Raw genomic sequence first — 24,074 nt, 5'->3', positions numbered from 1 at the left:
CTCCGTACCGCCTCAGGAGTCGGAGTCGCGGGAGGCCGGGTTCCGGTCGATACGCGTGGCGCCCCTCACATCCCTACGCGGAACCGGAATCCGGCCGTGCGGGGGCGTGGTCGAGCCACCACTGGCGGCCCTCGGGCGGCAGGGTGTCGATGGGGTCGTAGTACTCGTAGGTCCGCGCCAGGTCCTCGGGCGCGGTGTCGTCGAAGCCGGTGCGGTAGTTCTTCGACCAGTACGAGATGCCGCGGGTCCGGTCGTAGTGGGCGAGTTGGTGGACCCAGCGCTTACCGACGAAGGGCACGTCGCACACGATCCGGGGGGTGGCGAAGCCCGGGAGGTAGCCCATGATCGCGTGCTGGAGGTCCTGGGCCTGGGCGACGGAGGTCCGCCAGTGCTCGCTGAACGGGATCATGTCGCACAGGTAGAAGTAGTAGGGCATGATCCCGGCGCCGTCGAGGAGTCCGAAGCACAGGTCGAGGAGCGCGGTGGGGGTGTCGTTCACCGTGCGCATCAGAACCGCCTGGTTGCGGATGTCGCGCAGTCCGGCCGCCAGGAGCCGCGAGGAGGCCTCGCATACGGCCGGGGTGATCTGCTGGGCGGCGTTGGCGTGCGTGTGCAGCGCGATCTGCACACCTCGCGCGCGGGCCTTCGCGCTGAGCCGTTCGATGACGGCCAGGGCCTCGTCCGAGCCCCAGTGGTGCGGCAGCCCGATCAGGGCCTTGCTGGCCAGGCGGATGTCCCGGATGGACTCGATGTCCAGCAGTTCCGACACGAACGACTCGAGCCGGGGCCAGGGCACGTTGGCGACGTCACCGCCGGAGACCACGACGTCGCGCACGCCCGGGCTCTTGCGGAGGTAGTCGAGCATGGCCTGGTGGCGGGCGGTGGGCCGCAGCGAGAACCGGGTCTTGCCGGCCTGCGGTGTCGGGTTCCCGACCAGGTCCATCCGGGTGCAGTGCCCGCAGTACTGCGGGCAGGTGGCGACGAGTTCGGCGAGGACCTTGGTCGGGTAGCGGTGGGTCAGCCCCTCGGTGGCCCACATGTCGCGCTCGTGGAGCGAGTCCCTGTGCGCGTACGGGTGGGAGGGGAAGTCGGCGCGGCGGTCGCTGCGCACGGGCAGCATGTAGCGGCGTACGGGGTCGGTGTGGAACGCGTCGGTCAGGGATCCCGGGCCGCCGCGCCCGTCGTCGCCCGGGGCTATGGTGTTGAGCATGTGCGGGGTGATCAGCAGCGACATGGTGGCGGTCTCGCGCTGGTCGCGTTCCAGGTCGGTGTAGAACGTCTCGGACACCAGGTCGCCGAGTACGGCGCGCAGTTGGCGGGTGTTCTTGACGCAGTGGGCGCGCTGCCACTGCAAGGAGCGCCACTCCTGCCCGGTGACGCCTCGCCAGCCCGGAAGGCGTCGCCAGTCCGGCTCGACGGGTTCGCGGTATCGGTAGCTGTACGGTTGCTCCAGGTCGGCATGCATCGGCTTCCTTTCACGCAGGGAGGACGGGGCCGCGGCCGTGGCAGCGGGACTCCGCCGCCACGGCGTTCGCCGGATCAGGCCGTCATGAACGCCGGCGCGCACACGCTGACGCCGCTCGCCACCTCGGCGAGGACCGTTCCGCCCCGAAGGATGCGCTGGTAGGGCACGCTGAGTTCGGCCAGTACGTCGTGGAGCGGCTGCTCCACCCTTGCCACCAGCGGCAGTGCCGCCTCGATCCGCCCGCGCCAGTGGCCGGCGAGATGCTCCTCGGTTCCCTGCGCGGTGGTGACCCGGCCGCGGCACGAACCGGTGCGGCAGTTGCACTCCATGCTCCAGCCGGCGTCCTCGACGAACGTGGCGTAGTCGCAGGTCACCTCCTCGCCGGGGGCGATGTCCCGGACCGCCAGGCCGAAGTCGAGGCCGAAGTCCAGGACGTTGGCCTCGCAGGAGTGGTTCATCAGGTACGCCCCGAGGCACGGAAGCAGAAGGCTGCCGTCGGCCAGCAGGTGGCCGTACGTGTCGAGGGCCGTGAAGCGCTCCTCGGGCAGTGCCGCGACCTCCTCCTTGGACCAGCGGGAGCACTTGGTGCAGGGCAGCCAGAGCGCCGTACCGGCCGGGATGGGCCGGGTGGCGAACAGGCCGACGTTGTGGGTGGGGCTGGCCTGGATGTCCACTCCTGACGCGAGCACGGGCTCACGCCAGCTTCAGGGTGTCGGCCAGGCCCGCCTCGATCTCCTCGGCCCGGCGGTGGCTCTCGGCGAGCACGAGGTAGCGCCACTTGCCGTCGAAGGCCAGGGTGTCGGAGGTGAGGACCACGCCCTCGGTGCCATCGGCCTCGAAGGCGAGTCCGGCGGCTCGGACGCGGGCCAGTCCGGCGTCGAACTCCGCTTCCACACCGCCGGGTCGGGAGTCCGCGAGCCAGACGGCCCCGGCCGCCCGCTCCTCGCCCAGCAGCCTGCGGACCAGCAGGTCGAGGTAGGTGGCGCCGGTCTTGCGGACGTTGCTCTCGGTGGCGTACAGCACGTCGTCGGCGATGCCGCCGTCGATGTCGAACGGGCCGCGGTAGCCGGCCCGGTACAGGTACCGCCCGAGAGCCATGCCTCCGGCCTTCAGCTCCTCGACCGCCGAGGAACTGGCCACCAGGGGCGTGATCTGACCGCTGAAGCTGCCGCCCGGGGTGCGCATCTCACCCACGTGCAGGATGGACGGGCCCGTCTCGTCGACGGCCATCTCGACCGTGACCACACGGGCGAAGTCGAGGCGCTCCTCGACGACCCAGCCCGGGGGCTGCTCGGCGACGGTGGGCAGGTAGGCGGCGAGCCGCTCGTCGATTTCCGGCAGGTCCTTCTCGGACAGGAAGAGGACGCCGTAGCCGTTGGAGCCACGGGCCGGCTTCACCACCGCGCCGCCGTGGTCGGTGAGCGTCCGGCGGACGGCGGCGGCGAGGTCGTCGGGTGTACGGCAGGTGTGGCCCTCGGCGATCCGGATGCCCAACTCGGTCGCGACGGAGCGGAATCCGTCCTTGGTGTTGATCCGGTACACGGCGTCGCGGGCCGACGCGGGGACGCCGTCGGGCCCGTAGCCCTCGATCGGGAGGCCGAGTTCGGCGGCCATGGCGAGCGCCGGGCGGTCCTGGGCGAAGGCCTGGAGGTGGGCGTCGGGCCGCTCGGCGGCCAGGGAGCGGATGCGGTCCACCAGGCCGTTGCGCCGCACGGCCTCGGTCAGCGTGGCCAGTTCGCCGGTCGGGGCGCTGACCACCGGGACGTCGGCGGGATCGAAGCCGAGCAGTCCGCAGGCGTACGCGCACAGGGGCTGAGACATCGCCGTGGGGATGACCAGGACATCACCGGGCCGGGTCAGCCATATCTTGCGCGGGGACACCGCCACCAGGGCGTCGCCGTGCCGGGGCGCCGGTACGGTGACCATCAGTTCGTTGATGAAGTTGCCGAAGATCACCAGAGGGTAGTCGCGCTTCATCTCGGGTGCCTCACTCCCCTGCCTTGACGCCGCCGAAGACCGCGTGGCCGGCCTTCATCCAGTACAGGTCGACCTCGGTGAATCCCGCCTCCGTCAGCCAGTTCAGCTGGTCGAGGACCGGGGAGGGCTTGTCGAGCTCGTCGGCGTACTGGTAGCAGCTCCACTCCAGTTCGTGGAACCGCTCGTAGGGCTTCAGGCCCCCGGTTCCGGCGATGCCCTGCTCGCGGACCGACTCGTCCCACATGCGCCGGGCCAGTTCCACGCCGCGCGCTCCGACGGGCTGGACCAGGTCGACGATGACCAGTGCGCCACCGGGGCGCAGCATGGTGTGCACATCCCGGTACAACGCGCGCTTGCCGTCCGCGTCCAGGTGGTGCACGGCCAGCGAGGACACCACGGCCGCCGGCGCCTCGGCGCGGGTCCGCCAGCCCCGCTCGGCCAGGTCGAACTGCTCGGTGCGGAAGCGGGCGCCGTGATCGGCCAGGTCCCGCCGTGCCGTGTCGAGCATCGCGGCGCTGAGGTCGAGTCCGACGACGGTGGCCGCGGGGAACGCCTTGAGCAGCGCCCCGCTCAACCGGCCCTGGCCGCAGCACAGATCCAGGATCTCCGCGGGCTCCCGCGGCTCGGCGATGACGGAGGTCACGACGTCCATCTGCACCTGGCGCTCGGGGACGAAGTACTCGCCGAGTTCGATGAAATCGTCGGAATCCTGTTCCTGCCATTCCTGCTGGTCGATCACTCTCTCCTCCTTCTTGGGCGGTTTCCCCTGCGGGAACCCCGGAAATGGGCGTGGAATATCGACCGGCGGGCGGTCTCGGACACCGCCGACGGGGGTGAATTCCTTCGGAATTTCTGGCTGCTATCGGGGCGGGGGTACGCCGTCCAGGAATTTCGCGATCGCGGCGACGACACCTTCCGGGGAATCCGCGTGACACATGTGTCCGGAATTCTGGAGAGTCACCGAGACCGCGTCGCGGGCGGCCCGCGTCAGCAGGGCCATATGATCGGGCCCGGCCCAGCCGTCCCCTTCTCCCCCGAGGACGAGAATCGGGCAGACGGCCGCGGCGACGTCCGCGGGCACGCCGTCCAGGACGGGGAAGACCTGTTCGTTGAAGTACCTGAGTGCGTCGACGTTGGCGGGCTGCTCGGCGACCTGTGCCTGCCAGCGTCGGATCCGGTCGGTCATCGGGGCGACCCACAGCGGGACGACCCGGGCGATCAGCCGCCCCAGTTCCACCTCGGACGGGTAGTCGTCCCCCTGTTCCTCCAGGGCCCGAAGCGCCTGTGCGCAGTCCGGTTCGTCCGCGCGGGCCCGCTGGAGCGCCTCCGCCTCCTTGACGGCCCGCTCACCGCCGTAGGCGGGCGTGGCCAGCAGCACCATGCTGCTGACCAGTTGGGGGTGGCGCGCGGCGACCCGGGCCACCACCACCCCGCCGTGCGAGTGCCCGAGAAGGTCGACGGGCCCGTCCGCCTCGCGCCGGATCCAGTCCGCCAGATCGTCCGCGTATGCCTGGACGGCGTAGTCCAGTGGGTCGGTGGGCCTGGGGCTGGCACCGGTGCCGCGCGGGTGCAGCAGCACGACCCGGCGGCGGTCACCGGCGAGCGCGGCGAGTTGCTCGATGTAGTGAGGGTGCATGCCGGGGCCGCCGGGATGACAGACCAGGGTCCGTCCGCTGCCGTGGCGGGTGTCGGCGAGTCGCAGCGACATCACGCCTCCCGTGGGATCAGGAGCCGGCCGGACACCGCCGAACCGGCCGCCAGCAGTGCCGCGGTGGCGAGCGCCGCGGCGACCGAGTGGGTGGCCACCGCACCGCCCAGGGCGGTCCCGATCGGGAAGCCGATCAGGTTCACGCTGATCGAGACCGTCATGATGCGCCCCAGCCAGGCCGACTCGGTCCGCCGCTGCCGCAGCGACAGCAGGCTGACGTTCACCGTGCCCTCCCCGAGGCCCACCATCATCAGCCCGACGCCCAGCGTCACCAGGGAGCCCCACAGGCTCACCGAGAGGATCGCCACGGCGCACACCAGTGTCGCGGCGACCATGTAGCGGCGTTCGACTCCCGCCCGCAGCACCTTGCCCGCGAACAGCGCGCCGACCGCCCCGGCCAGGCCCATGATCGCCCACATCAGGCCCACGTAGCGGTCCACCGAACCGCCGCCGAGCCAGTCGGCCACGGCGACCGGCACGATCACGATCACCATGCCGGCGGCCGCCTGGTAGAGCGCGTACGAGACGGCGAGGCCGCGCAGGGTGGGGTTGCGGAACAGGTAGGTGATGCCCTCCCAGGCCGAGCGCAGCAGGTGCTGGCGGGGAGGGACGGGGACTTCGGCCGTGCCGTCGCGCAGAAGCGTCAGGCTGAGCGCGGTCAGCGCGTACATGCCGGCGACGGAGAGCAGCGTGGGGTTCGGGCCGATCAGGGTGAACGTCGCGCCGGCCAGCAGCGGACCTGCCACGTCGATCACCGAGAACGTGCTCAGGTCGAGGGCGTTGGCCTTGTCGTAGGCGGCTTCCGGCACGAACCTCGGGAAGAGGGTCCGGATCCCGCCCGCGGTCAGCGGGCTGGTGAGCGAGTACAGGGCCAGCAGGGTGAAGAGCGCGGGCTCGGTCAGCGCCCTGCCCAGCGACAGGAGGGCGATGCCGCCGATGAACACGGCGCTGGACAAGGTGTCCAGGGCCACGGCCCGCAGCACACCCAGACGGTCCAGGACGGCACCCGCGATCGGGCTCACCAGGAAGCCGGGCAGCGTCAGGAAGAACCCGCTCAGACCCGCGGCGGGCGCGGAGTGGAACTCCGCGAGGACGTAGAGAACCGTGACGAACAGCAGCATGCTGCTGGCGAGACGCGATAAAGAGGCGGCAAGTAAGAGCTGCGGGACATTACGGCTGCCGAAGACCTGTCGGTAAGTCAGTGGTACTGCGGTGGGAGAACTTTCCATGGTCTCGGATGCCATCATGCCGGGTGCACGTCCGATGTGGATAACGGCCTCACGCTGATTCAACTCCTGCCGGGTCGTCAAGGTCCATGACAGATGTTGCCATACTCAGAGGATCTTGCCATACGCAGAGGGTCTATGGAAGGGTCTTCTTCCAGCTCCTCCTCAATCCCCCTGGACCACTTCTTCCGCGTCGGGCGACTTGACGCCATTCAGCGAAGAAGGCCCCTGGTTCCTGCTTTCGAATGAAGGAGTGCCGTGCCCCCTGACCCCGTGTCCCGCCCCTCGACCCCGGCTCGCCGGAGCGTCCTCTACCTGGGCTGGCAGCGCGAACCGGTCGAGTCCCTACGGCGCCTCGGTGCCCAAGTCACCTGTGTCGTCACCCCGGAGCTCGGGCGCACGGCGCGCGAGCAGGACTTCGAGGGCCCGTTGGCGATCGCCCGGGACCACACCGACACCGAGGACGTGCTCGGTGCCGTCGCCGAACTCGGCCTCGCACCGGCCGACTTCTGGACGGTGTGCACCGAGGACGAGTTCGCGGTGGTCGCCGCCGCCGTGCTGGGTTCCCTCGGCAGCGCGCATCCCGCTCCGGTTCCGGTCGCGCTCGCCCTGCGGGACAAGGCGTACCAGAAGCAGCGGGCACGCGCCGCCGGCGTCGCCGTGGCCGACTGGGTGCGGTGCCCGGACCTGGAGGCCGTCCGCTCCTCGCCCATCGAGCCGCCGTTCGTGGTGAAGCCTCCGGCCGGCGCGGGTTCGCAGCAGACCTGGATCGTCACCGACCCCGGCGACCTGGACGCCGTCGAGTCGCACGCCGGCCCCGGGAGCGGCCCCTGGCTGGTCGAACGCTTCGTTCCCGGCGAGGAGTTGCACGTGGACGGCGTGGTGCGGGACGGGCGAGTGCTGCTGGCGTCGGTCAGCCGGTACCTGAACAACGTGATCGAGGTCCACCAGGGCCGGCTGGTCGCGTCGGCGACCATGGACGACACGGACGACGGGCCGGTGGCGAGGACGGCGGAGCTGACCGAACAGGTGCTGGCCGCGCTCGCGTACACGGACGGGGTCTTCCATCTGGAGGCCTTCCACGACGACGGCCGGCTGACCTTCGGCGAGTGCGCCGGCCGGATCGGCGGCGGACTGATCCAGGAGGCGGTCCTCGCCAAGTACGGGGTGGACCTCTACGCGGAGTGGGCGGCCGCCGCGCTGGACTTACCGTCGCCCGCCGCCGTGCGGGGAATCAGGACGATGAAGGACTCGTTCGGCTGGGCCAACATCCCGACCCGTCCCGGCCGGATACGCCGCCTTCCCTCCCTGGACGAGATGAGGGCGCGGCCCGGTGTCGTCGAGGCGCAGCTGTGGGCGAAGGCCGGTGAGACCGTCGGGGACATGAGCCTCGGCTCGCACCTCCTGGTCGCCAAGGCGCTGGTGCGGGCGCCGAGCGAGGCCGTCGCCCGGGAGCAGTTGTCCCACGTCGCCGCGTGGTTCGAGGGTGCGGCCGAGGTGGACCCGCCGGAGGACGGCCATGAGTGAGCTGCGCACCCTCTCCGTGGCCGAAGCGGCCGGCCGCGACGACTGGGCCGAACTCTGCGGCCCCGCCGACCTGTTCTGCACCCCCTCGTGGCTGGCGGTGGAGCTGGACGGATCCGGACCGTGGGTACCGGCGGAGCACCACTGCCTGGTCCGCCTGGACGGGGGTCGGATCACCGCGGGCCTCACGCTCCAGCTGTTCGACCGCACCGTCGACGACGTGACCGTCCGGGTCGACAAGATGCTGCTCGACCTCCCGGAGTTCGCCGACCGCTCCCCGGACGAACTCGCGGACGCCCTGATGCCGTCGCTGATGTGCGGTGGGTGGTTCAACTCCCGGGTCCTCGTCGCGGGCGCGGGCCAGGACGCGACGGATCCGGCGCCGCGCAGGGAGCTGATCTCGAGGGCCGTCGCCGCCGGGCGTCGATCGGGCAGCTCCTCGGTCTTCTTCCCGTATGTCGACGCCGAGGAGATCGGGCTCCGTTCGGCCCTGGAGGAGGCCGGCTTCGTCCGCCTGCCGGCCCTCGCCCGGCACGTCTTCGACTGCGACCATCCCAGCCACGCCGACTACCTCGCCTCCCTCCCGTCCCGCCACCGGGTGCGGATCCGCGGGGAGTTGCGCAAGATGGCGCAGGCCGGGGCGGTGACCTCGCACCGGCCGCTGGACGACTCCAACGTGGAGGCGGTCGCCGACCTCGCCTGGCGCCTGGAGCGCCGGTACGAGCAGACGACCACCTCCGAACGGCTGGCGCCGTGGTTCGCGGCGATCGGCAAGCACGTCCCGACCACCGTGTTCACGGCCCGGCTCGCCGGCCGCGACATCGCGATGAGCATGTGGCTGCACCACCAGGGCCGCATGTACGGCTTCCACGCCGGTTTCGACTACGAGGCCGGTGCGGGGCTCCCCATGTACTCCACGCTGGGCTTCCGCCTCCCCATCGCCCACGGCTGCGACGATCCCGCGACCACGGTCCTGGAGTACGGGATCAGCACGGACCGTGCGAAGTTGCTCCGCGGCACCCGGGCCATGCCCCAGTTCCTCTACGTCAAGCCGCTGTCGCAGCGCGCGGCGGAGGTGATCGCCACGCTCGGACGTGGCGCCTGAACGCCGCCGGCGACTGCGAAGAGACCATCCCCGCGCGATCTGGAGAGGTTCCCCCCATGACCCTGCCCACCCTGTCCCTGGAGCCGTCCCTCTCCCCGACCCCGTCGCCGCGGTTCGGTAAGGCGGCCTGGACCTGCGCGTCCCTCACGCCCGAGACCGCCTGGCGCGGCGGTCTGACCGCCGTCGCCGCCCGGGCCGCCGGCGGGCCGGACGACCTGGCCAAGGTCATGGTCGCCGGGGAGGTCGCCGGTGATCCCGAGGCCATGCCGGGCGCCCTCGGGCCGGAGAGCCATGACGAGTGGCTCCGCCGGATCCGGGAGGCGAACGGCCCCGGCGCGTCGATCCTCTTCTACGCCCGGGACCTCGCCCGCCACGACCGCACCCTGTTCGAGGTCCTGCTCTCGGCGGCCGGACCGGTGTTCGCCGGCTCCGGCCTGTCGCGGCGGGAGGTCGACGTGGAACTCTTCTGCGGGCAGTACCGGGCGACCCCGGGCGGGATACACCGGGAGTACTGCGCGAACAACCACTTCGTCCTGGCCGGGCGGAAGTTCATGCACTTCTGGACCGGGGACGACTGGATCCCGGACGGCACCGAGCGCGACCACGCCGACGGGCCGGTCGGCGAGAGCGACGAGGAGTACCTGCCGTCGCTGCGCGTGGAGGCGGTCTCCGCGCACGGCGACGCGCTGTCGGCCGGTCCCGGCGAGGTGTTCGGCTGGGCCAACGGCGTCTGGCACGTCGGGGAGACCGACGACGGTCCGGCGCTGGCCATCAATCTCGCCCGCTACATGTCCTCCTTCGACCCCGACGAGTCGGCGTTCCGGCTGGAGGCCGAGGCCGACGGCCGGGTGGCACCCGGCTGGTTGGACGCCTACCGCTCCTACCTCGCGGTCGACAAGGGCGCGGACGAAGCGCTCGCCATGGCCTCCGCCTACGGCATCCCCGGCGCGGATCCCGGCCTCCCCGCCGTACCGCCGCCCGCGCGGGTCGTCTCCCTCACGCACGCGCCGCTGCTGTGGTGCGCCGACGGCGAAGGAGTGCTGGTCGCCACGCACGGCCGGTCGCGCAGGTTCCCCGCCGACCGCGTGCGGTGGGTGCGGGAGTTCGCGGCCCTCGGGGCGGGCGAGGAGTGCGCCGTCCCCGACGGGGCGCAGGGGCTCGCCTCCTGGCTCGTCACCCACTCGGCGCTGAGCGCCGCCTGAACGCCCGACAGGAAGAGAGACGATGTTCCATCTGCTGAAGGACGACGACCTCACCCCCGAACAGATGACCAGGGTGCTCCGGGTCGCCGCGGACGACGCTCCCGCGGAGCGCGCCCTCGCGGGCCGCAGTGTGCTGCTGGTGTTCCTCGAACGGTCGACTCGTACCCGGGTCTCGCTGGAGGTCGCCGTGAGCGGCATGGGCGGGTCGCCCGTTCTCCTGGACAACCTGAGGAGCAGGCTCGCCGACGGGGAGACCCTCGCCGACACGGGGCGGGTCATGGCCCAGTACGTCGACCTGGCCTTCATCCGGGCCTACCAGCAGGACGTCGACGCCTTCGCCGAGGGCTTCGGAAAGATCACCGTGAGCGCCGGCAGCGACCTCTGGCACCCCACGCAGATCCTCGCCGACCTTCTGACGCTCCAGCAGGAGTTCGGGGACCTCCGCGGGCTCCCCGTCAGCTACGTGGGCGACGGCAACGACATCTGCAACTCGGTGATGCTCGGTTGCTGCGCTCTCGGGCTCCGGGTCCGGGTGGCCACCCCGCCGGACCACCGCCCCGCCGGGTTCGCCATCGAGCGGGCGCGCCGCGCCTGCGAGCGCTCGGGCGGCGAACTGGAGCTGTTCACCGACCCCGTGAAGGCGGTCGCCGGTACGAAGGCGGTCTACACCGACGTCTGGCGGTCGATGGTCCCCGACGACGAGCACGAGCGGACCGAGCGCTTCGCCGAGTTCGGCGCGTACCAGGTGGACGAGAAGCTCTTCGGCCATGCCGCCCCGGACGCGGTCTTCATGCACTGCCTGCCGGCCCGGCGCGACGAGGAGGTCACCAGTTCGCTTCTCGACTCGCCGCGTAGTGTCGTCCTGCGCCAGGCCCGCAACCGCCTGCTGGTCAACCGGGCGCTCCTGCGGCTGCTCCCCGACTTCGCCCGGGGCGACTGAGCGGGCTCGGGGGCGAGGCTCGCTACAGGCCGAACTCGAGGTGCTCGATGTCCGTGAAGCGGATCTCCTCCAGGGCACCGGCGCGGCGGCCGTCGTCCTGGAAGTACGTCTCCTTGAGTCCTTCGGCGGCGATCCGCCGCAACTGCTGGTCGCCGGCGCCTGCCTGCTGGGCGTCGAAGAGGCGCGCGGCGTACTGCGGTGGAAGGGCGACGGTCAGATGCCGGATCCGGGAGTCGTCGGTCGAGCCGATCGGCGCGGTGTAGCCGATCCTGGCCCGGGTGTCGATGACGATGCCGTCGGTCGTCGCCGCCCGCTGCCGGGCCCTGGCCCGGACCTGCGGCTGCCACCGGGCCTTCACCTCGCGTTCCAGGCGCGCGGCGAGTTCCGGGCGGGGCTTTCGGAGCTGGTCCTTCACATACCGTTCGACGGTGCGCTGGGAGACGCGCAGCAACCGGGCGACCGGCGCGGTGCCCTTGAGCTGCCTGACCAGATAGCGCATCTGAGCGCCGGCGCTCTTGGGCGCCGGGCGGGTGAACGCCTTCTGCACCGCGGTGTCCAGGCCCTCCCCGAACAGGCTCATCGTCGCTCTCCCCTACGTTCCGGTGTCGGCACCGATGGACAGGGTACGCACGTCGCGGGGTGGAGCGTGCGTCACGGCCCGCCGGAGTCCCGGACGGCCGCGTGCGGGAAGGCTCACGGGCGGACCGCGAGACCGTCCAGGGTGAGGTCGAGCAGGCGCTCCGCCCGCTCGCGGTCCTCAGCGCCCGCCGAGGTGAGGGCGATGCCTTCCAGGGCGGCGGCGATGTCGGTGGGCCGGATGTCCGTGCGGATCACCCCGGCGGCCGTGCAGGCGTCCATGAGCGAGGTGATGGCGGCCTGGATCATGTCCCGGCTGTGCCCGTAGGGGTTGTTCCCCGTCGCGGCGATGGCTCGGAGAGCGTCGATCATGCCGTGTTTGGCGGTGACGTAGTCCAGGAAGAGGCGTGTCCACGCGCGCAGCGCCTCCTTCGGTTCCTTCCGCGCGAGCAGCGCGGCGGCGGCGTCGCACAGACGGGACACCTCGTTGCGGTAGACCGCCTCGATCAGGGCTTCGCGGGTGGGGAAGTTGCGGTACAGCGTCGCGCTGCCCACACCCGCCTCCTTGGCGATGCGTTCCAGGTGAGCGTCCAGGCCCTCCGTCGTGAACACGCGTACGGCGGTCGTGAGGATCTTCTCCCTGTTGTGCCGCGCGTCGGCCCGCTGCGGCCGGGGCGCTCCGTCGCCCATCGCTTCCTGCCCCTCTCGGACGTTCTCGGAATTGCTGACCGGGGGCGCCCCCACTTAGTGTGAGTCAAGTGGGGACACCTCCGTTTTCACTCTAGGTCACCACGCTGACCTGTGCACACCCCGGGAAGGGAAGTCGACCATGTCGGGCATCCAGGGCAAAGTCGTCGCCATCACAGGCGCCAGCAGCGGCATCGGCGAAGCGACGGCGACCTATCTCGCGGGCCGGGGCGCCCGACTCGTGCTCGGAGCCCGGCGCGAGGACCGGCTGCGCGCCGTCGTGGACGGCATCACGGCCGGCGGTGGCACCGCCGTCGGCGTCACCGTCGACGTCACGCGCCGCGAAGACCTCCAGCGCCTGACGGACACGGCTCTGGACCGGTACGGCCGGCTCGACGTCCTCGTCTCCAATGCGGGCACGATGGCCGTCTCGCCGTTCGACGACCTGCGCCAGGACGACTGGGACGCCATGGTCTCCACCCACATCACCGGCCTGCTCAACGGCATCGGGGCGGCCCTGCCCGTCTTCCGCCGGCAGCGCTTCGGCCAGTTCGTCACCGTGGGATCCACCGCGGCCTACGTGGTCAAGTCCCCCCAGGCGGTCTATGCGGCCACCAAGACGGCGGTGAAGGTGCTCACCGAGGGCCTGCGCCAGGAATCGGGACCCGACCTGCGCGTCACCCTCGTCTCCCCCGGCTTCACCGACACCGAGGGAGTCGGCAAGGGAGCCGCACCCGAGGTCGCGGCCGCCATGATCCAGCAGCGTGACGAGATCGCCATGCCGCCGTCGGCCGTCGCCTCCGCCATCGGCTACGCCATCGAACAGCCCGAGGGGGTCGACGTGAGCGAGATCGTCGTCCGCCCCACCGTGCAGAGCTGAACGCGGCGGGCCGGGCCGCCCGCCATCAGCCGGGCACCGGCACCCACCGGCGCAGCGACCCCACGGAGCCGTACCAGTAGTGCGGCAGCCCGTCGATCGAGGTGGTCCTGAAGGGCCGCCCGTGGTCGTCGATGCGGACGGTGCCGGTGCGCCCCTGCGAGGACCAGTCGAGTTCGAGGTACCAGCGGCAGTCGCAGCCTGCGGTGGTCGCCCTGACCAACAGCTCTTCCGGATCCCGGGCGGAGACGCGGTAGGGCAGGTTCACCGCGGGCCGCCGGACGCCCTGGTCCACGGCCGGCACGGAACGTGCGACGGGGCGGTCCCGGTCGAGGTCGACGGCGAAGTGTCGGGGCGTCATGTCGCTGCCGCATCCCTGCGCCATCGAGTAGGCGACGCCCGGCGCGGGACGGGTGCGCCCGACGACGCGGACCCGCAGGTCCTGGAGGACGACGGCGGTGTCGGACCGGCCCTGGACCGAGACCCTCACCTCCGTCTCGCGCCCGTGCACCGCGCCCTGGGTCGCCGCCCAGGTCGCCGCGTCCTGGGGGGCGGGGGGCGGGGGAACCTGGTGGGGAGCCTTGGTGATGACGTAGTCGTGGTCGCAGCCTCCCGCCCAGACCTGGGAGTCGGCGGTCCAGGTGAGCGGCACGTCCCGGGCCGGACGCGTGGGGCGGACGGATGCCGCCGGCGTCGCCGACGGGGAGGCGGAAGGGGTCGCCGCGGTCCGTTCGGTGGCGAGGGTGAAGGACACCGTGCCCACCACGACGGCGGCGACGCCGGCGGCCGTGCCGGCGACGACCGCCCGTCGTCGCCGGGTCCAGGTACGGGGCCGGGGCGTGGACTCGCGTCCGCCCGGGCGCCGGAGCACGTTCCCGGTCGCCAAGGCGGCGGGGTCCGTCTCCTGTGGCGCGGGACCCGTATCCCGAGGTGCGGCGCACGCCTCCGGCTCCCGGCCCCCACCCTCCACCTCAGGCGCGGCAGGCACCGCGGGCTCCGGGGCGGCGCCGGGCACGGTCGCGTCGGGCCCGGTGTCCGCCTCCGGGGCGGAGGACGTCCGGGGGCTCTGTCTGGCCGCCAGTGCCCGCAGCCAACTCCGGTGGAGTTCCAGGCGTTCCGGCCCGGTCGCACCGCAGAACGCGGCGAGACGTTCCACGGGCGCGAAGTCCTGCGGAACCGCCTCGCCCGCGCAATAGCGGTGCAGGGTCGAGGTGTTCATACGCACCCGTCGGGCCAGGGACTCGTAACTGCGCCCCGTGCGGGCCTTCATGCCCGCAAGCAGTGCGGCGAACTCCGCGACCTCTTCCTCGGCCAACGCCCCTCCCCCGTCGTCGCGGCCCGGCACGGCATCCGGGCACCTCCTCTACCTGCACGTCGGAACGGGTGGGACGGTTCCACCCAAGGCAGCGGCTAGCCCACCGCAGGCGGCCCCTCCGCACCAGGCCAGGGGGAGATCAGTTCGGACGCGGTCGGAGCAGATCGTCGACGAGTGCGTCCACGAGGGCGTGGGGGACGCTCGCTCCGGTCAGGGCGCGGTAGACGATCGGGCCGAGGAGGGCGTCGAGCGTGGCGTCGGGGCCGAGCGGGGCCGAGATCTGTCCGGCGTCGAGCGCGCCGGTGATCATGGCGCGCTCCTGCTCGCGGCGCGGACCGAGGAAGCGCTCGTGGAAGCGTTCGGCCACGCCTGGATCGTGCTGCGCCTCGGCGATGAGCGCGAGCAGGACCTTGCCGGCGGGGTCCTCGTCGAGGAACCGCGCGACGTCGCGCAGATAGTCGCGGAGGGCGTGGGCGGTGGGCGCCTCCGTCGGGACGGGCAGGCGTTTGCCGCTGTCCTCGACGAGGGTGTCGAGGAGGATCTCGCTCTTCGAGGGCCACCACCGGTAGATCGTCTGCTTGGCGACGCCGGCGCGGCGCGCGATCGCCTCCACGGTCAGGGCACGAAATCCGTGTTCGACGAGCAGATCGTCCGCGGCGTGGAGCACCGACAGGCGCGCGGCTTCGTCGCGTCGGTTGCCGGAGCGCGGCCTTGGGGACTGGGGGCTGGTGGCGGGCATGCGGGACACCCTACCGGTCGGGACGCATTGACGAGACGCAACGTCTCGTCTAGCTTCGGGTCCACCACAACCGAAGGGGTCACCGTGTCCACTGCGCCCACCCGCCGAGCCCTCGTCATCGGCGCCTCCCGAGGACTGGGACTCGTCCTCGTACGCGAACTTCTACGCCGCGACTGGCACGTCACCGCCACCACACGCCAGGCCACCGGCGAGCTGCAGGCCGACACCGACGGCCGTGACGGGCGGCCGGCGGTCGAGAGGCTGGAGATGACCAGCGCCGACCAACTGGAGTCCCTGCGGCGGCGTCTGAACGGCCGCCGGCTGGACCTGCTCTTCGTCAACGCGGCGATCGACCGCGGGGACCTGCCGATCCACGAGGTGCCCACCGACATGTTCACCGAGGTCATGGTCACCAACGCGCTCAGCCCGTTGCGCGTCCTGGAGGCCCTGCGCACGCTCGTCGTGCCCGGCGGGACCGTCGCCGTCATGTCCTCCGAGCAGGGCAGCATCACCCGCAACACCGAGGAGGGCTACGAGCTCTACAAGGCCAGCAAGGCCGCGCTCAACCAGCTGATGCGCAGCTACGCCACCCGCCACGCCGACGACCAGCACACCAAGCTGCTCATCGACCCCGGCCACAACCGCACCGCGCTCGGCGGACCCGACGCACCCCTCATGCCCCGGGAGAGCATCCCGTCGGTCGTCGACGTCCTCGAAGCGCAGGCCGGGGCGCCCGGCCTGCGGTTCCTGGACCGCCACGGCGAGCCCGTCCCGTGGTGAGCCCCCTCGGGCGTCAGGACGACCGTGGCCGCCGGAGCCCCTGGAGGAGGAGGGCGATGAGCCGTCGGGGGTCGTAGCGGGGGTCGTCGTCGCGCCCGATGCAGAGGTTGCCGATGCCGCGCATCAGAAGGTAGGGCTCCACGCCGGGTTCGATCTCGCCGGACCGGACCGCGGCGTCGAGCAGTTCGGCGCAGACGGGGAGCAGGCGGTCGAGGAAGTAGGCGTGCAGCGCGGCGAACCGGTCGCTGTCGGACTGCAGGGCGTCGGCGAGCCCGTGCTTGGTGACCAGGAAGTCCACGAAGAGGCCGATCCACCGGCGCAGCGCGTCGAGCGGGGAGTCCTCGTCGGCGAGCAGTCGGGGGCCGGCCTCGGCGCATGCCTCGATCTGGTGGCGGTACACGGCGGTGACCAGGTCGGCCCGGGTGGGGAAGTGGCGGTAGATCGTGGCCATCCCCACGCCCGCCCGCCCCGCGATCTGGCGGATCGGCGCGTCGACACCGGACGCGGCGAAGGCCTCGGCGGCGGCGGCGAGCACCGCCTGCCGGTTGCGTTGGGCGTCGGCGCGCTTGCCGCGGGACGGCGACTCCCCCCCTGCGGGACCTTCGGCGGCCATCGCGTTCTCCTTCGATCCGTCGATCCGTCGATCCGTCTTGACAAAACGGAGCGCTGCTCCGGATATTAAGTGGAGCATCGTTCCGTTTCAGCTTAGCCGAAGCGGAGCGCCGCCGACCGTCCTCACCGCCCGTCCACGCAGAAGACGGGCGGGCGGCAGACGCCACCGAAAGGGACCCGCATCGTGAGCACCTCCACCGCCACCGGAACCGAACCCTTGGGCGCGCCCGTGCCGGTTCTGTCGTTCAGCCCCGTAGCCCTCTCCGTGCCCGGACGCCCCGTGGACCTCCACGTGCGCGTCTCCGCCCCCGCGACCGGAACCGGCCTGCCCGTCATCCTTCTCTCCCACGGGCACGGCCCCTCCCACAACCTCTCCTCGCTCAACGGCTACGCGCCGCTCGCCAACCTCTGGGCGGCACAGGGGTTCGTCGTCGTCCAGCCCACCCACCTCACGTCCAGGACGCTGACCCACCTGGTGGCCGACGCCCCCGGCGCACCCTTCTTCTGGCGCTCCCGCGCCGAGGACATGACACACATCCTCGACCGGCTCGACGTGATCGAGGAGGCCGTGCCGCATCTCGCCGGGCGCATCGACCGCACCAGGGTCGCCCTCGCCGGGCACTCGCTCGGCGGCTTCACCGCCGCCCTCCTGCTGGGCGCCGGACTCACAGACCCCGACACCGGGCAGGTGGTGCACCTCACCGAGCCCCGCATCACGGCAGGCGTGCTGCTCGCCGCGCCCGGCCGGGGCGGGGACTCCTACAACGGGCCCATGGCCGAGCAGTGGCCGGTCATCGGAGCCGTCGACTTCTCCACCATGACCACACCCACGCTGGTCGTCGTCGGCGACAAGGACGACTCCCGGCACTTCACGGACAGGGGGCCGGACTGGCACGCCGACCCCCACCACCTCGCCCCCGGCCCCACGTCCCTGCTCACCCTGTTCGACGCGGAGCACGGACTCGGCGGGATCGCCGGATACGACGCCGCCGAGACCACCGACGAGAGCCCCGAGCGCGTGAGCGCCCTCGCCCGACTCACCGGGGCCTACCTCCACACCCGGTTCCACCCCGACTCCTCCGCGTGGCGGACCGCGCGCGAGGCGCTGACGACCGGCCCCGGCGCGGTGGGACGCGTCGACGCCAAGTAGTCGGGCACGCCCGCGGGCCCCGCCGGATACCGGCAGGGCCCGCGTGGGTGTGGATGTGGGGTGTGCGGTGTCAGGTCACCATCGGTACCAGCGGCCGCGGCCGCCTCCGGCGTCGGTGGAGCGCATCACGAAGCCGAGGAGCCACAGCACCAGGACGGCGACCGCGACCCACCACAGGATCTTGATGGCGAAGCCGGCGCCGAACAGGACGAGGGCGAGCAGAAGAACGAGCAGCAGGGGAACCATGGTCATCAACCTCCTGCGCTGCCGTGTGCCCTGCCCTTCCTCATCCACTCACGAAGAACTCCATGTTCGTGAAGGAGGACCCAGGGCACGGCGACGGCACGCCGTCAGCGTGGCCGGCCCATGAGGTGGGTGAGCCCGTCCAGGATGCGCTGCAGCCCGAAGGTGAAGGCGTGTTCGGGGTTGTACACGCCCTGATGGGCCGCCCCCGCGGCGCTTCCGACCCGGGCCGCGAGGGGGAATCGGGCCGGATCGAAGACCTTGGCCAGGAGTGATTCGTTGGCGGCCCACCACTGCTGGTCGGACATCACGCTGTCGCGGGCGGCGGCCTGCGTGTCGAGGGCCGCGCGGGCGACGGACCGGACGAAGTCCAGCAGCAGGGTGAGGGCCGCGTCCATCTCCACGTCGTCGAGGCCCAGGCCGTCGAACGCGGCCAGTTCGTACTCGTACTTGGCCATGAGTCCGGGCCCCAGGGGCGGGCGCACCGTGGGCATGGACGCCACCCAGGGGTGACGGTCGTACAGATCACGGTTCTCGTGCGCGACGGCCTCCACCCTCGCGCGCCACGAGGCGGCCGATCGGTCGCTGCGCGGCATCCGCAGGTACACGGAGTCCAGCATCAGGTCGAGCAGCTCCGCCTTGCCCGGGACGTAGGTGTAGAGCGTCATCGGCGTGACGCCCAACTGCTGGGCGATGCGACGCATGGTCAGGGCGTCCAGGCCGTCGGAGTCGGCGAGGTCGACGGCAGCCCGGACCACGGTGTCCACCGACAGGCCCTGCTTGGGTCCGCGACGGGAGTCCCCCTGCCCAGGCTCGCGCCACAGCAGTTCCAGGGTGCGGGTCGGGTCGCTCGTGCCCCCGTGTTCCTTGGCCATGGGCGCCATTCTCCCCGCTGAAACCCACACCCCTTCCCTTTCTTTTCTGTACGCTGTACAGCGTACATTGTACAGACATTGATGCGAACCCGGGAGCACACCATGAACATCACCTCCACCGCCCTCTCTCTGACCGTGGAAGACCTCTCCGCCTCCGCCGCGTTCCTGGTCGAGCACTTCGGCTTCCACGAAGCCATGGCCGCCGACGGCTTCGCCTCGCTCGTCCGCGAGGACTCGGCCGGCGTGATATTCCTGCGGCGCGGCATCGAGGTCCTGCCGGAAGGCTTCCGGGACCAGCGCGCGGCCGGCGTGATCATCGCGTTCACCGTGACCGACCTGGACGCCGAGTACGAGCGGCTGCGGAACGAGGGCGCCCCCATCACCATGGCGCTGCGCGAAGAGCCGTGGGGTGAGCGCCTCTTCCAGGTCACCGACCCGAACGGCGTCATCCTCCAACTCGTCTCCTGGGCCTCCCCCGAGCACCAGTGACGGCCGCTCCTCATTCCGGGCCGCGGTTCCCGGTCTGCGTGGCGTACAGCTCCTGCGACACCCGGATCAGTTCGCGCTGCTCGGCCTCGGAGCCGACCATCGGGCGGGAGCCGTCGAGCGGCAGTCGGGCGGTCTCCGGGAGGTGTCTGACGGTCAGCAGGCCGATGGCACCGGTCAACATGAGGTAGTAGGCGGGCATCAGGTCGTCACCGGCGGCGTTCACCAGGGCCTCGGTGACCAGCGGGGTGGTGCCGCCGAAGGCGGAGACGGCGATGTTGAAGCCGATGCCCATGGCCGCGTAGCGCACCGCGGTGGGGAACAGGGCGGGCAGGGTGGCCGCGCTCGGCGCCGCGAAGCAGGCGAGCAGGGTGGAGAGGATGAGCATGCCGCACACCGGAGCCGCTGTGCCGTCCGCTTTGAGCAGCAGGAAGGACGGCACCGCGAGCACGATCATCGCCGCCGCCGCGCCCCCGTAGAGGGGCCGCCTGCCCACCCGGTCGCTCAGCCTGCCGAGGAAGGTGATCAGCAGCACGATCCACACCATGCCGAGCAGCACCAGGACATCCGCCGAACCGCTCGAGCGGTGCAGGGTCTCGGTCTGATACGTGGGCAGGTAGCCGGTCACCATGTAGTTGGTCACGTTGTAGAGCAGCACCAGGCCCATGCAGACGAGCAGCGGCCGCCACTGGCCGGTGACGACCTCCCTCAACTCGCCGCCCGCCGACTTCTGCGCGATCTCCTTCTCGTGCTCGTCGAGTTGCTGCTGAAAGGCGGGCGACTCCTCCAGTCTGAGCCGGATGTAGAGGCCGATCACGCCGAGCGGGCCCGCCACGAGGAAGGGGATCCGCCAGCCCCACGACAGCATCTGGGCGTCGCTCAGGGCCAGATTGAGGACCGTGACCAGGGCCGAGCCGAGCGCGTAGCCGACGAACGTGCCGAAGTCGAGCCAGCTGGACAGGAACCCCCGCCGGCGGTCCGGGGAGTACTCGGCCACGAAGGTGGTGGCCCCGCCGTACTCACCGCCCGTGGAGAAGCCCTGCACCATGCGGGCGAGCAGCAGCAGGACCGGGGCGGCGACTCCGATCGTCGCGTAGCCGGGGATCAGTCCGATGGCGAAGGTGCCCACCGCCATCATGATCATGGTGGTCGCGAGCACCTTCTGCCGGCCGACGCGGTCGCCGAGGGGGCCGAACACCACGCCCCCGAGGGGCCGGACCACGAAGGCCGCGGCGAACGTGGCGAAGGACGAGATGAGCTGGGCGGCGGGCGAGGCGCCGGGGAAGAACACCTTGCCGATGGTGGCGGCCAGATAGCTGTAGACGCCGAAGTCGAACCATTCCATGCAGTTGCCGAGAGCAGAGGCGCCGACGGCGCGCCTGAGCATCGGCCGCTCCACCACCCGCACGTCGTCCGCGCGAAAGGCACGGTCGGTGCGGCGCAGCCGGCGCAGGAGTTCCTCACGCAGTTGGGGCGGCAGCCGGCTCGGTTCCTGTCGAGGGATCCCGTCCTCGTCGTACCGGTCCATGGTCACCCTCGTCCCGGCAGGTCGAGGGGTGGGACGCCAGGGTCGCTGTGCACGTGCCCATCCTCAGGGATGCCCCGCTCGCCGCTCCGGTGGCACGCCGCCGTCGGAACAGCCGGATCGTCCCGCCCCGTCGAGAGCGGATCCGGAACCGCTGCTCGCGTCCGCCGGCCGGTAGATTCGTGCCGCCGTGGTCCCGGTGGCCGCGGCGCCAGGAGGTGGGAGCGTGGTGGAGAACGATCTGGAACTCGGCGACGGGCGCCGACTGCACGTGTACGACACCGGCGAGGGCGACGGCGAGAGCCGCCTCGTGGTCTTCTGGCAGCACGGCACTCCGAACATCGGCGCCCCTCCCGTGCCCCTCCTCCCGGCCTCGGACCGGCTCGGCGTCCGCTGGGTGTCGTACGACCGGCCGGGCTACGGCGGCTCCACTCCGCTCCCCGGCCGCACCATCGCGTCCGCGGCGGACGACGTGGCCGCCGTCGCCGACGCGCTGGGCGTGGGGCGGTTCGCGGTCATGGGGCACTCCGGCGGTGGTCCGCACGCCCTGGCGTGCGCGGCGCTGCTGCCCGACCGTGTCCTCGCCGCGGTCGACGTGGCGGGGCCGGCCCCGTTCACGGCCGAGGGGCTGGACTGGTTCGCGGGCATGTCGGACGGTGGTGCGGCCTCCCTTCGCGCCGCCACCGAGGGGCGGGCGGCGAAGGAGGCCCATGAGGCGTCCGCGACCTACGACCCCGAGATGTTCACCCCGGCCGATCACGCCGCCCTCGCCGGTGCGTGGTCCTGGTTCGACGATGTCGTCGCTCCCGCCCTGGCGGCCGGGACGGGCGGGCTGGTGGACGACGATCTGGCGTACGTCGCCCCGTGGGGATTCGATCCCGGACAGGTCCGGACACCGGTCCTGTTCCTGCACGGCCGCCGGGACCGCGTCGTGCCCTGCTCGCACAGCGAGTGGCTCGCGCGGCACTGCCCCTCGGCGGAACTGAGGCTGCTCCCCGAGGAGGGGCACATCTCCGTGCTCGGCGCCGGCGCGGACGCTCTGGCCTGGCTCGTGGACCGGTGCGGCCGGTGATGATCCCGGTGTGACGCCGTGCGACGCGGCAGGTTCACCCTCTCCTCAGGGGCGCTTCGGGGAGCGGAGCGCCCCCGGAGTCGGGCGCGGGTCCCCGGCCGCGTCGGGGTGGCGCGGTCTCCGGTGGGGGGACGGCGAACCGGTGGGAGTGCGGGTCGAGGTGCGGTGGCGTGGCGACGGATCGCCCGAGGCGGTGCCGGTGCACAGGCGGCTCGCCACGGTGGGCCGAAGGTGGGGCCGCTCACCCGGGTGAGGGCGGGGTGCGGGCCGCTCGGTGGCGAGGCGGGCGGTGAAGCGAGGCCAGGCGACGAGGACGACGGGGTAGATGGCGTAGCCCACGCGGGTGGCCGGCGAGAGCAGGATCGCCAGAGCGAGGCCGAGGGCCAGGCGGTCGGCGGCCGCCGTCGTGGTGCGTGGCGGGCGGAGCAGCAGCGACAACCCGGTGCCGACGGCGCTCGACGCGATGAGTGCCATCGTGACGGTCTCACCGTGCGGAACCGCCAGGACGATCAGGTGCCCGAGCAGCGGGCTCTGCGCGGAGGAAGCGGTCGGGCCGAGGCCGAACGGGTAGAGCACGACGTTCTGGTAGAAGGCACCGCCGTCCACCAGCGCCACGGGCCCGATGGCGAGAGCGGCGAGGGCGGAGGCCACCGCAGCGCAGGTGAGCGCGGCGCGCTTCCCGGCGATGACCGCGAGCACGGCGACGATCACGGGGACGGCCGGCCAGGCGGTCCACTTCAGGGCGGCGGCCGCCCCGATGGCCAGGCCCGCGGGCACGGCGGAGCCCCGGTGGGTGAAGGCCAGGGCCAGGCAGAGCAGGGCGACGACGGGCGGGTCGACGCCGCCGATGCTCAGAGGCAGTGCGACGACGGGGCAGGCGGTCAGCCACAGGGCGCCGGTCAGCGCGGTGCCGCGGAGCACGGTGCCGTTCGGCGGGCGGCTGCCGGTGGTCCGCTTACCGGTCAGGGCGCGTACGGCGGCGGCCAGGGCCGCGAGAAAGCCGAGGAGGAACCACAGGCGGGCGCTGGTGAACGCGGCGGGGCCGAACAGCATGTGCGGTACTCCGAAGAGCGCCATGCCGGGAAGGTAGGGGTTGAAGTCGCGCACCGCGTGGGGTGCCGGGTGGTACGGGGTTCCGGAGGAGAACAGCAGGTCGGCCGACCGTTCCACGACGCCTACCTCCATCTGCGCCCTGCCGATCGCGGTCAGGTACAGCAGGGGCAGGACGGCCGCGCCGACGACGGCGATCGTCGCGGGGACGCGGGCCCACGGCGTGGGCGTCCTCGCCGCGGCGAGGGCGGCGCACACGTATCCCGCCGCGGCGAACAGACCCCACGCGTGCTGCGAGGTGTTCGGGGCGGAGGCCAGCCCCACCGTGAGGGCCGATATCGCGCACACCACCAGGACCAGCCGGTCCCACCGCCGTTCGCGGTGCGGTGATCTGTCCGCGGGGCAGGCCTGCGGGGCTTGTTCTCGGGCAGCTCGAAGCATCGGACGTCCGTCCTTGGAGAGGGCGTGAGCGATCGTTGAGGGGGCCGGGGGCGTCGCGTGGCCGGTTCCGGCCGACGGTGGGCAGGGGTGCCCCGGCCCGGGGTCGCGGTTGCGGTTGCGGTTGCGGTTGCGGTGGGGATCAGCGGCGGGCGGGTCGTGGTGGCCTCGAAGCCGTCCCGTCGTTCCCGGCGGGTCGGCGCGCGGCGTCGGATGCGGCGCGTCGCACGGCGCGGGGTCGTCCGCGCACCGGGCGCGGGCGATCGGACGACGCGGCGGGGTGCCGTGGCGGTCGGCGCGCGCCCGCCGAGGATCGCGGGACAGCCTTCAGGGGGCCACGGGCCGGTACCGCGGTCAGCGCGGCGGCGGTTCGCGTTCGTCGAAGGGCGGCGGGCAGGTCGCGGTGCGCGGCCTCGGGTGGGCGGGCACGGCGTGCGCGGGCACGCGGCAGGGACCGCCGGGCGGCGGGGGTGGTGTCACCACCGGTACCGGCCGCGGCCGG

24 protein-coding genes are annotated in these 24,074 nt (G+C 72.1%); 9 read left to right on the top strand and 15 right to left on the bottom strand.

The window, feature by feature from the left end:
- Positions 1–73 precede the first annotated feature (73 nt).
- The 6 genes from AB0C59_RS21050 to AB0C59_RS21025 all read right to left on the bottom strand — a co-directional run bounded on the left by AB0C59_RS21050 (position 74) and on the right by AB0C59_RS21025 (position 6,379).
- Positions 74–1,465, bottom strand: coding sequence for a lysine 2,3-aminomutase (locus AB0C59_RS21050; protein WP_363006700.1), 1,392 nt, complete (start codon positions 1,463–1,465; stop codon positions 74–76).
- Positions 1,466–1,539: 74 nt separating this feature from the next.
- A complete protein-coding gene (locus AB0C59_RS21045; protein ID WP_363006698.1) occupies positions 1,540–2,154 on the bottom strand; it encodes an SET domain-containing protein in 615 nt (204 codons plus the stop codon).
- A 4-nt stretch (positions 2,155–2,158) separates the two neighbouring features.
- Positions 2,159–3,442: a peptide ligase PGM1-related protein gene (locus AB0C59_RS21040; RefSeq protein WP_363006696.1), complete on the bottom strand. Its 1,284-nt coding sequence runs from the start codon at positions 3,440–3,442 to the stop codon at positions 2,159–2,161.
- A gap of 10 nt (positions 3,443–3,452) precedes the next feature.
- On the bottom strand, positions 3,453–4,181 hold the full coding sequence (locus tag AB0C59_RS21035; protein WP_363006694.1) for a class I SAM-dependent methyltransferase: 729 nt from the start codon (positions 4,179–4,181) through the stop codon (positions 3,453–3,455).
- A gap of 120 nt (positions 4,182–4,301) precedes the next feature.
- A complete protein-coding gene (locus AB0C59_RS21030; RefSeq protein ID WP_363006692.1) occupies positions 4,302–5,150 on the bottom strand; it encodes an alpha/beta hydrolase in 849 nt (282 codons plus the stop codon).
- A complete protein-coding gene (locus AB0C59_RS21025) occupies positions 5,150–6,379 on the bottom strand; it encodes an MFS transporter (RefSeq protein WP_363006908.1) in 1,230 nt (409 codons plus the stop codon). The genes AB0C59_RS21030 and AB0C59_RS21025 overlap by 1 nt, the downstream gene beginning before the upstream one ends.
- A gap of 255 nt (positions 6,380–6,634) precedes the next feature.
- Between AB0C59_RS21025 and AB0C59_RS21020 the strand changes: the two genes are divergently transcribed.
- Genes AB0C59_RS21020 through AB0C59_RS21005 form a run of 4 tightly spaced genes read left to right on the top strand, consistent with a single transcriptional unit; the run spans position 6,635 to position 11,147 of the window.
- Positions 6,635–7,903, top strand: a complete 1,269-nt coding sequence (locus tag AB0C59_RS21020; RefSeq protein WP_363006690.1) for an ATP-grasp domain-containing protein — start codon at positions 6,635–6,637, stop codon at positions 7,901–7,903.
- Entirely contained in the window at positions 7,896–9,005 is a 1,110-nt protein-coding gene (locus AB0C59_RS21015) for a GNAT family N-acetyltransferase (RefSeq protein WP_363006688.1), read from the top strand. The genes AB0C59_RS21020 and AB0C59_RS21015 overlap by 8 nt, the downstream gene beginning before the upstream one ends.
- 56 nt (positions 9,006–9,061) lie before the next feature.
- Complete coding sequence (locus AB0C59_RS21010) at positions 9,062–10,207, top strand: hypothetical protein (RefSeq protein WP_363006686.1); 1,146 nt, start codon at positions 9,062–9,064, stop codon at positions 10,205–10,207.
- Between the two features lie 22 nt (positions 10,208–10,229).
- On the top strand, positions 10,230–11,147 hold the full coding sequence (locus tag AB0C59_RS21005; protein ID WP_363006684.1) for an ornithine carbamoyltransferase: 918 nt from the start codon (positions 10,230–10,232) through the stop codon (positions 11,145–11,147).
- Between the two features lie 22 nt (positions 11,148–11,169).
- Here AB0C59_RS21005 and AB0C59_RS21000 read toward each other — a convergent pair whose 3' ends face one another.
- Both AB0C59_RS21000 and AB0C59_RS20995 read right to left on the bottom strand, forming a co-directional pair.
- The gene (locus AB0C59_RS21000; protein WP_363006682.1) at positions 11,170–11,727 is read right to left on the bottom strand and encodes an XRE family transcriptional regulator; all 558 of its coding nucleotides are present in this window, start codon (positions 11,725–11,727) and stop codon (positions 11,170–11,172) included.
- 113 nt (positions 11,728–11,840) lie between these two features.
- Positions 11,841–12,413, bottom strand: a complete 573-nt coding sequence (locus tag AB0C59_RS20995; RefSeq protein WP_363006680.1) for a TetR/AcrR family transcriptional regulator — start codon at positions 12,411–12,413, stop codon at positions 11,841–11,843.
- 139 nt (positions 12,414–12,552) lie between these two features.
- Between AB0C59_RS20995 and AB0C59_RS20990 the strand changes: the two genes are divergently transcribed.
- Positions 12,553–13,290 (top strand): SDR family oxidoreductase, encoded by a 738-nt coding sequence (locus AB0C59_RS20990; RefSeq protein WP_363006678.1) that lies wholly within the window; start codon positions 12,553–12,555, stop codon positions 13,288–13,290.
- Positions 13,291–13,315: 25 nt separating this feature from the next.
- Here AB0C59_RS20990 and AB0C59_RS20985 read toward each other — a convergent pair whose 3' ends face one another.
- Both AB0C59_RS20985 and AB0C59_RS20980 read right to left on the bottom strand, forming a co-directional pair.
- The gene (locus tag AB0C59_RS20985) at positions 13,316–14,557 is read right to left on the bottom strand and encodes a helix-turn-helix transcriptional regulator (protein WP_363006906.1); all 1,242 of its coding nucleotides are present in this window, start codon (positions 14,555–14,557) and stop codon (positions 13,316–13,318) included.
- Positions 14,558–14,741: 184 nt separating this feature from the next.
- Positions 14,742–15,341 carry a TetR/AcrR family transcriptional regulator gene (locus AB0C59_RS20980; protein WP_363006676.1) on the bottom strand — a complete coding sequence of 200 codons (600 nt, stop codon included), beginning with the start codon at positions 15,339–15,341 and terminating at the stop codon, positions 14,742–14,744.
- Between the two features lie 84 nt (positions 15,342–15,425).
- On the opposite strand from AB0C59_RS20980, the gene AB0C59_RS20975 reads away from it, so the two are divergent.
- A complete protein-coding gene (locus AB0C59_RS20975; protein WP_363006674.1) occupies positions 15,426–16,121 on the top strand; it encodes an SDR family NAD(P)-dependent oxidoreductase in 696 nt (231 codons plus the stop codon).
- A 13-nt stretch (positions 16,122–16,134) separates the two neighbouring features.
- Here the strand turns inward: AB0C59_RS20975 and AB0C59_RS20970 are convergent, their stop codons facing one another.
- Entirely contained in the window at positions 16,135–16,734 is a 600-nt protein-coding gene (locus AB0C59_RS20970) for a TetR/AcrR family transcriptional regulator (protein WP_363006672.1), read from the bottom strand.
- A gap of 183 nt (positions 16,735–16,917) precedes the next feature.
- Here AB0C59_RS20970 and AB0C59_RS20965 point away from each other — a divergent pair, with 183 nt between their 5' ends.
- Positions 16,918–17,883: a chlorophyllase gene (locus AB0C59_RS20965; RefSeq protein ID WP_363006670.1), complete on the top strand. Its 966-nt coding sequence runs from the start codon at positions 16,918–16,920 to the stop codon at positions 17,881–17,883.
- A 75-nt stretch (positions 17,884–17,958) separates the two neighbouring features.
- Here the strand turns inward: AB0C59_RS20965 and AB0C59_RS20960 are convergent, their stop codons facing one another.
- Positions 17,959–18,129 (bottom strand): hydrophobic protein, encoded by a 171-nt coding sequence (locus AB0C59_RS20960; RefSeq protein WP_363002839.1) that lies wholly within the window; start codon positions 18,127–18,129, stop codon positions 17,959–17,961.
- 104 nt (positions 18,130–18,233) lie between these two features.
- Complete coding sequence (locus AB0C59_RS20955; protein ID WP_363006668.1) at positions 18,234–19,001, bottom strand: TetR/AcrR family transcriptional regulator; 768 nt, start codon at positions 18,999–19,001, stop codon at positions 18,234–18,236.
- Positions 19,002–19,103: 102 nt separating this feature from the next.
- Between AB0C59_RS20955 and AB0C59_RS20950 the strand changes: the two genes are divergently transcribed.
- On the top strand, positions 19,104–19,490 hold the full coding sequence (locus tag AB0C59_RS20950) for a VOC family protein (RefSeq protein WP_363006666.1): 387 nt from the start codon (positions 19,104–19,106) through the stop codon (positions 19,488–19,490).
- Between the two features lie 10 nt (positions 19,491–19,500).
- On the opposite strand, the gene AB0C59_RS20945 is transcribed toward AB0C59_RS20950, so the two are convergent.
- Complete coding sequence (locus tag AB0C59_RS20945) at positions 19,501–21,015, bottom strand: MFS transporter (RefSeq protein ID WP_363006664.1); 1,515 nt, start codon at positions 21,013–21,015, stop codon at positions 19,501–19,503.
- Positions 21,016–21,238: 223 nt separating this feature from the next.
- Here AB0C59_RS20945 and AB0C59_RS20940 point away from each other — a divergent pair, with 223 nt between their 5' ends.
- Positions 21,239–22,084: an alpha/beta fold hydrolase gene (locus AB0C59_RS20940; protein ID WP_363006662.1), complete on the top strand. Its 846-nt coding sequence runs from the start codon at positions 21,239–21,241 to the stop codon at positions 22,082–22,084.
- Between the two features lie 45 nt (positions 22,085–22,129).
- Here AB0C59_RS20940 and AB0C59_RS20935 read toward each other — a convergent pair whose 3' ends face one another.
- A complete protein-coding gene (locus tag AB0C59_RS20935) occupies positions 22,130–23,575 on the bottom strand; it encodes a glycosyltransferase 87 family protein (protein WP_363006660.1) in 1,446 nt (481 codons plus the stop codon).
- Positions 23,576–24,074 lie beyond the last annotated feature (499 nt).

Source organism: Streptomyces sp. NPDC048664, assembly GCF_040650555.1.
Taxonomy (GTDB): domain Bacteria; phylum Actinomycetota; class Actinomycetes; order Streptomycetales; family Streptomycetaceae; genus Streptomyces.
This window is presented reverse-complemented; position numbering and strand designations above follow the sequence as displayed.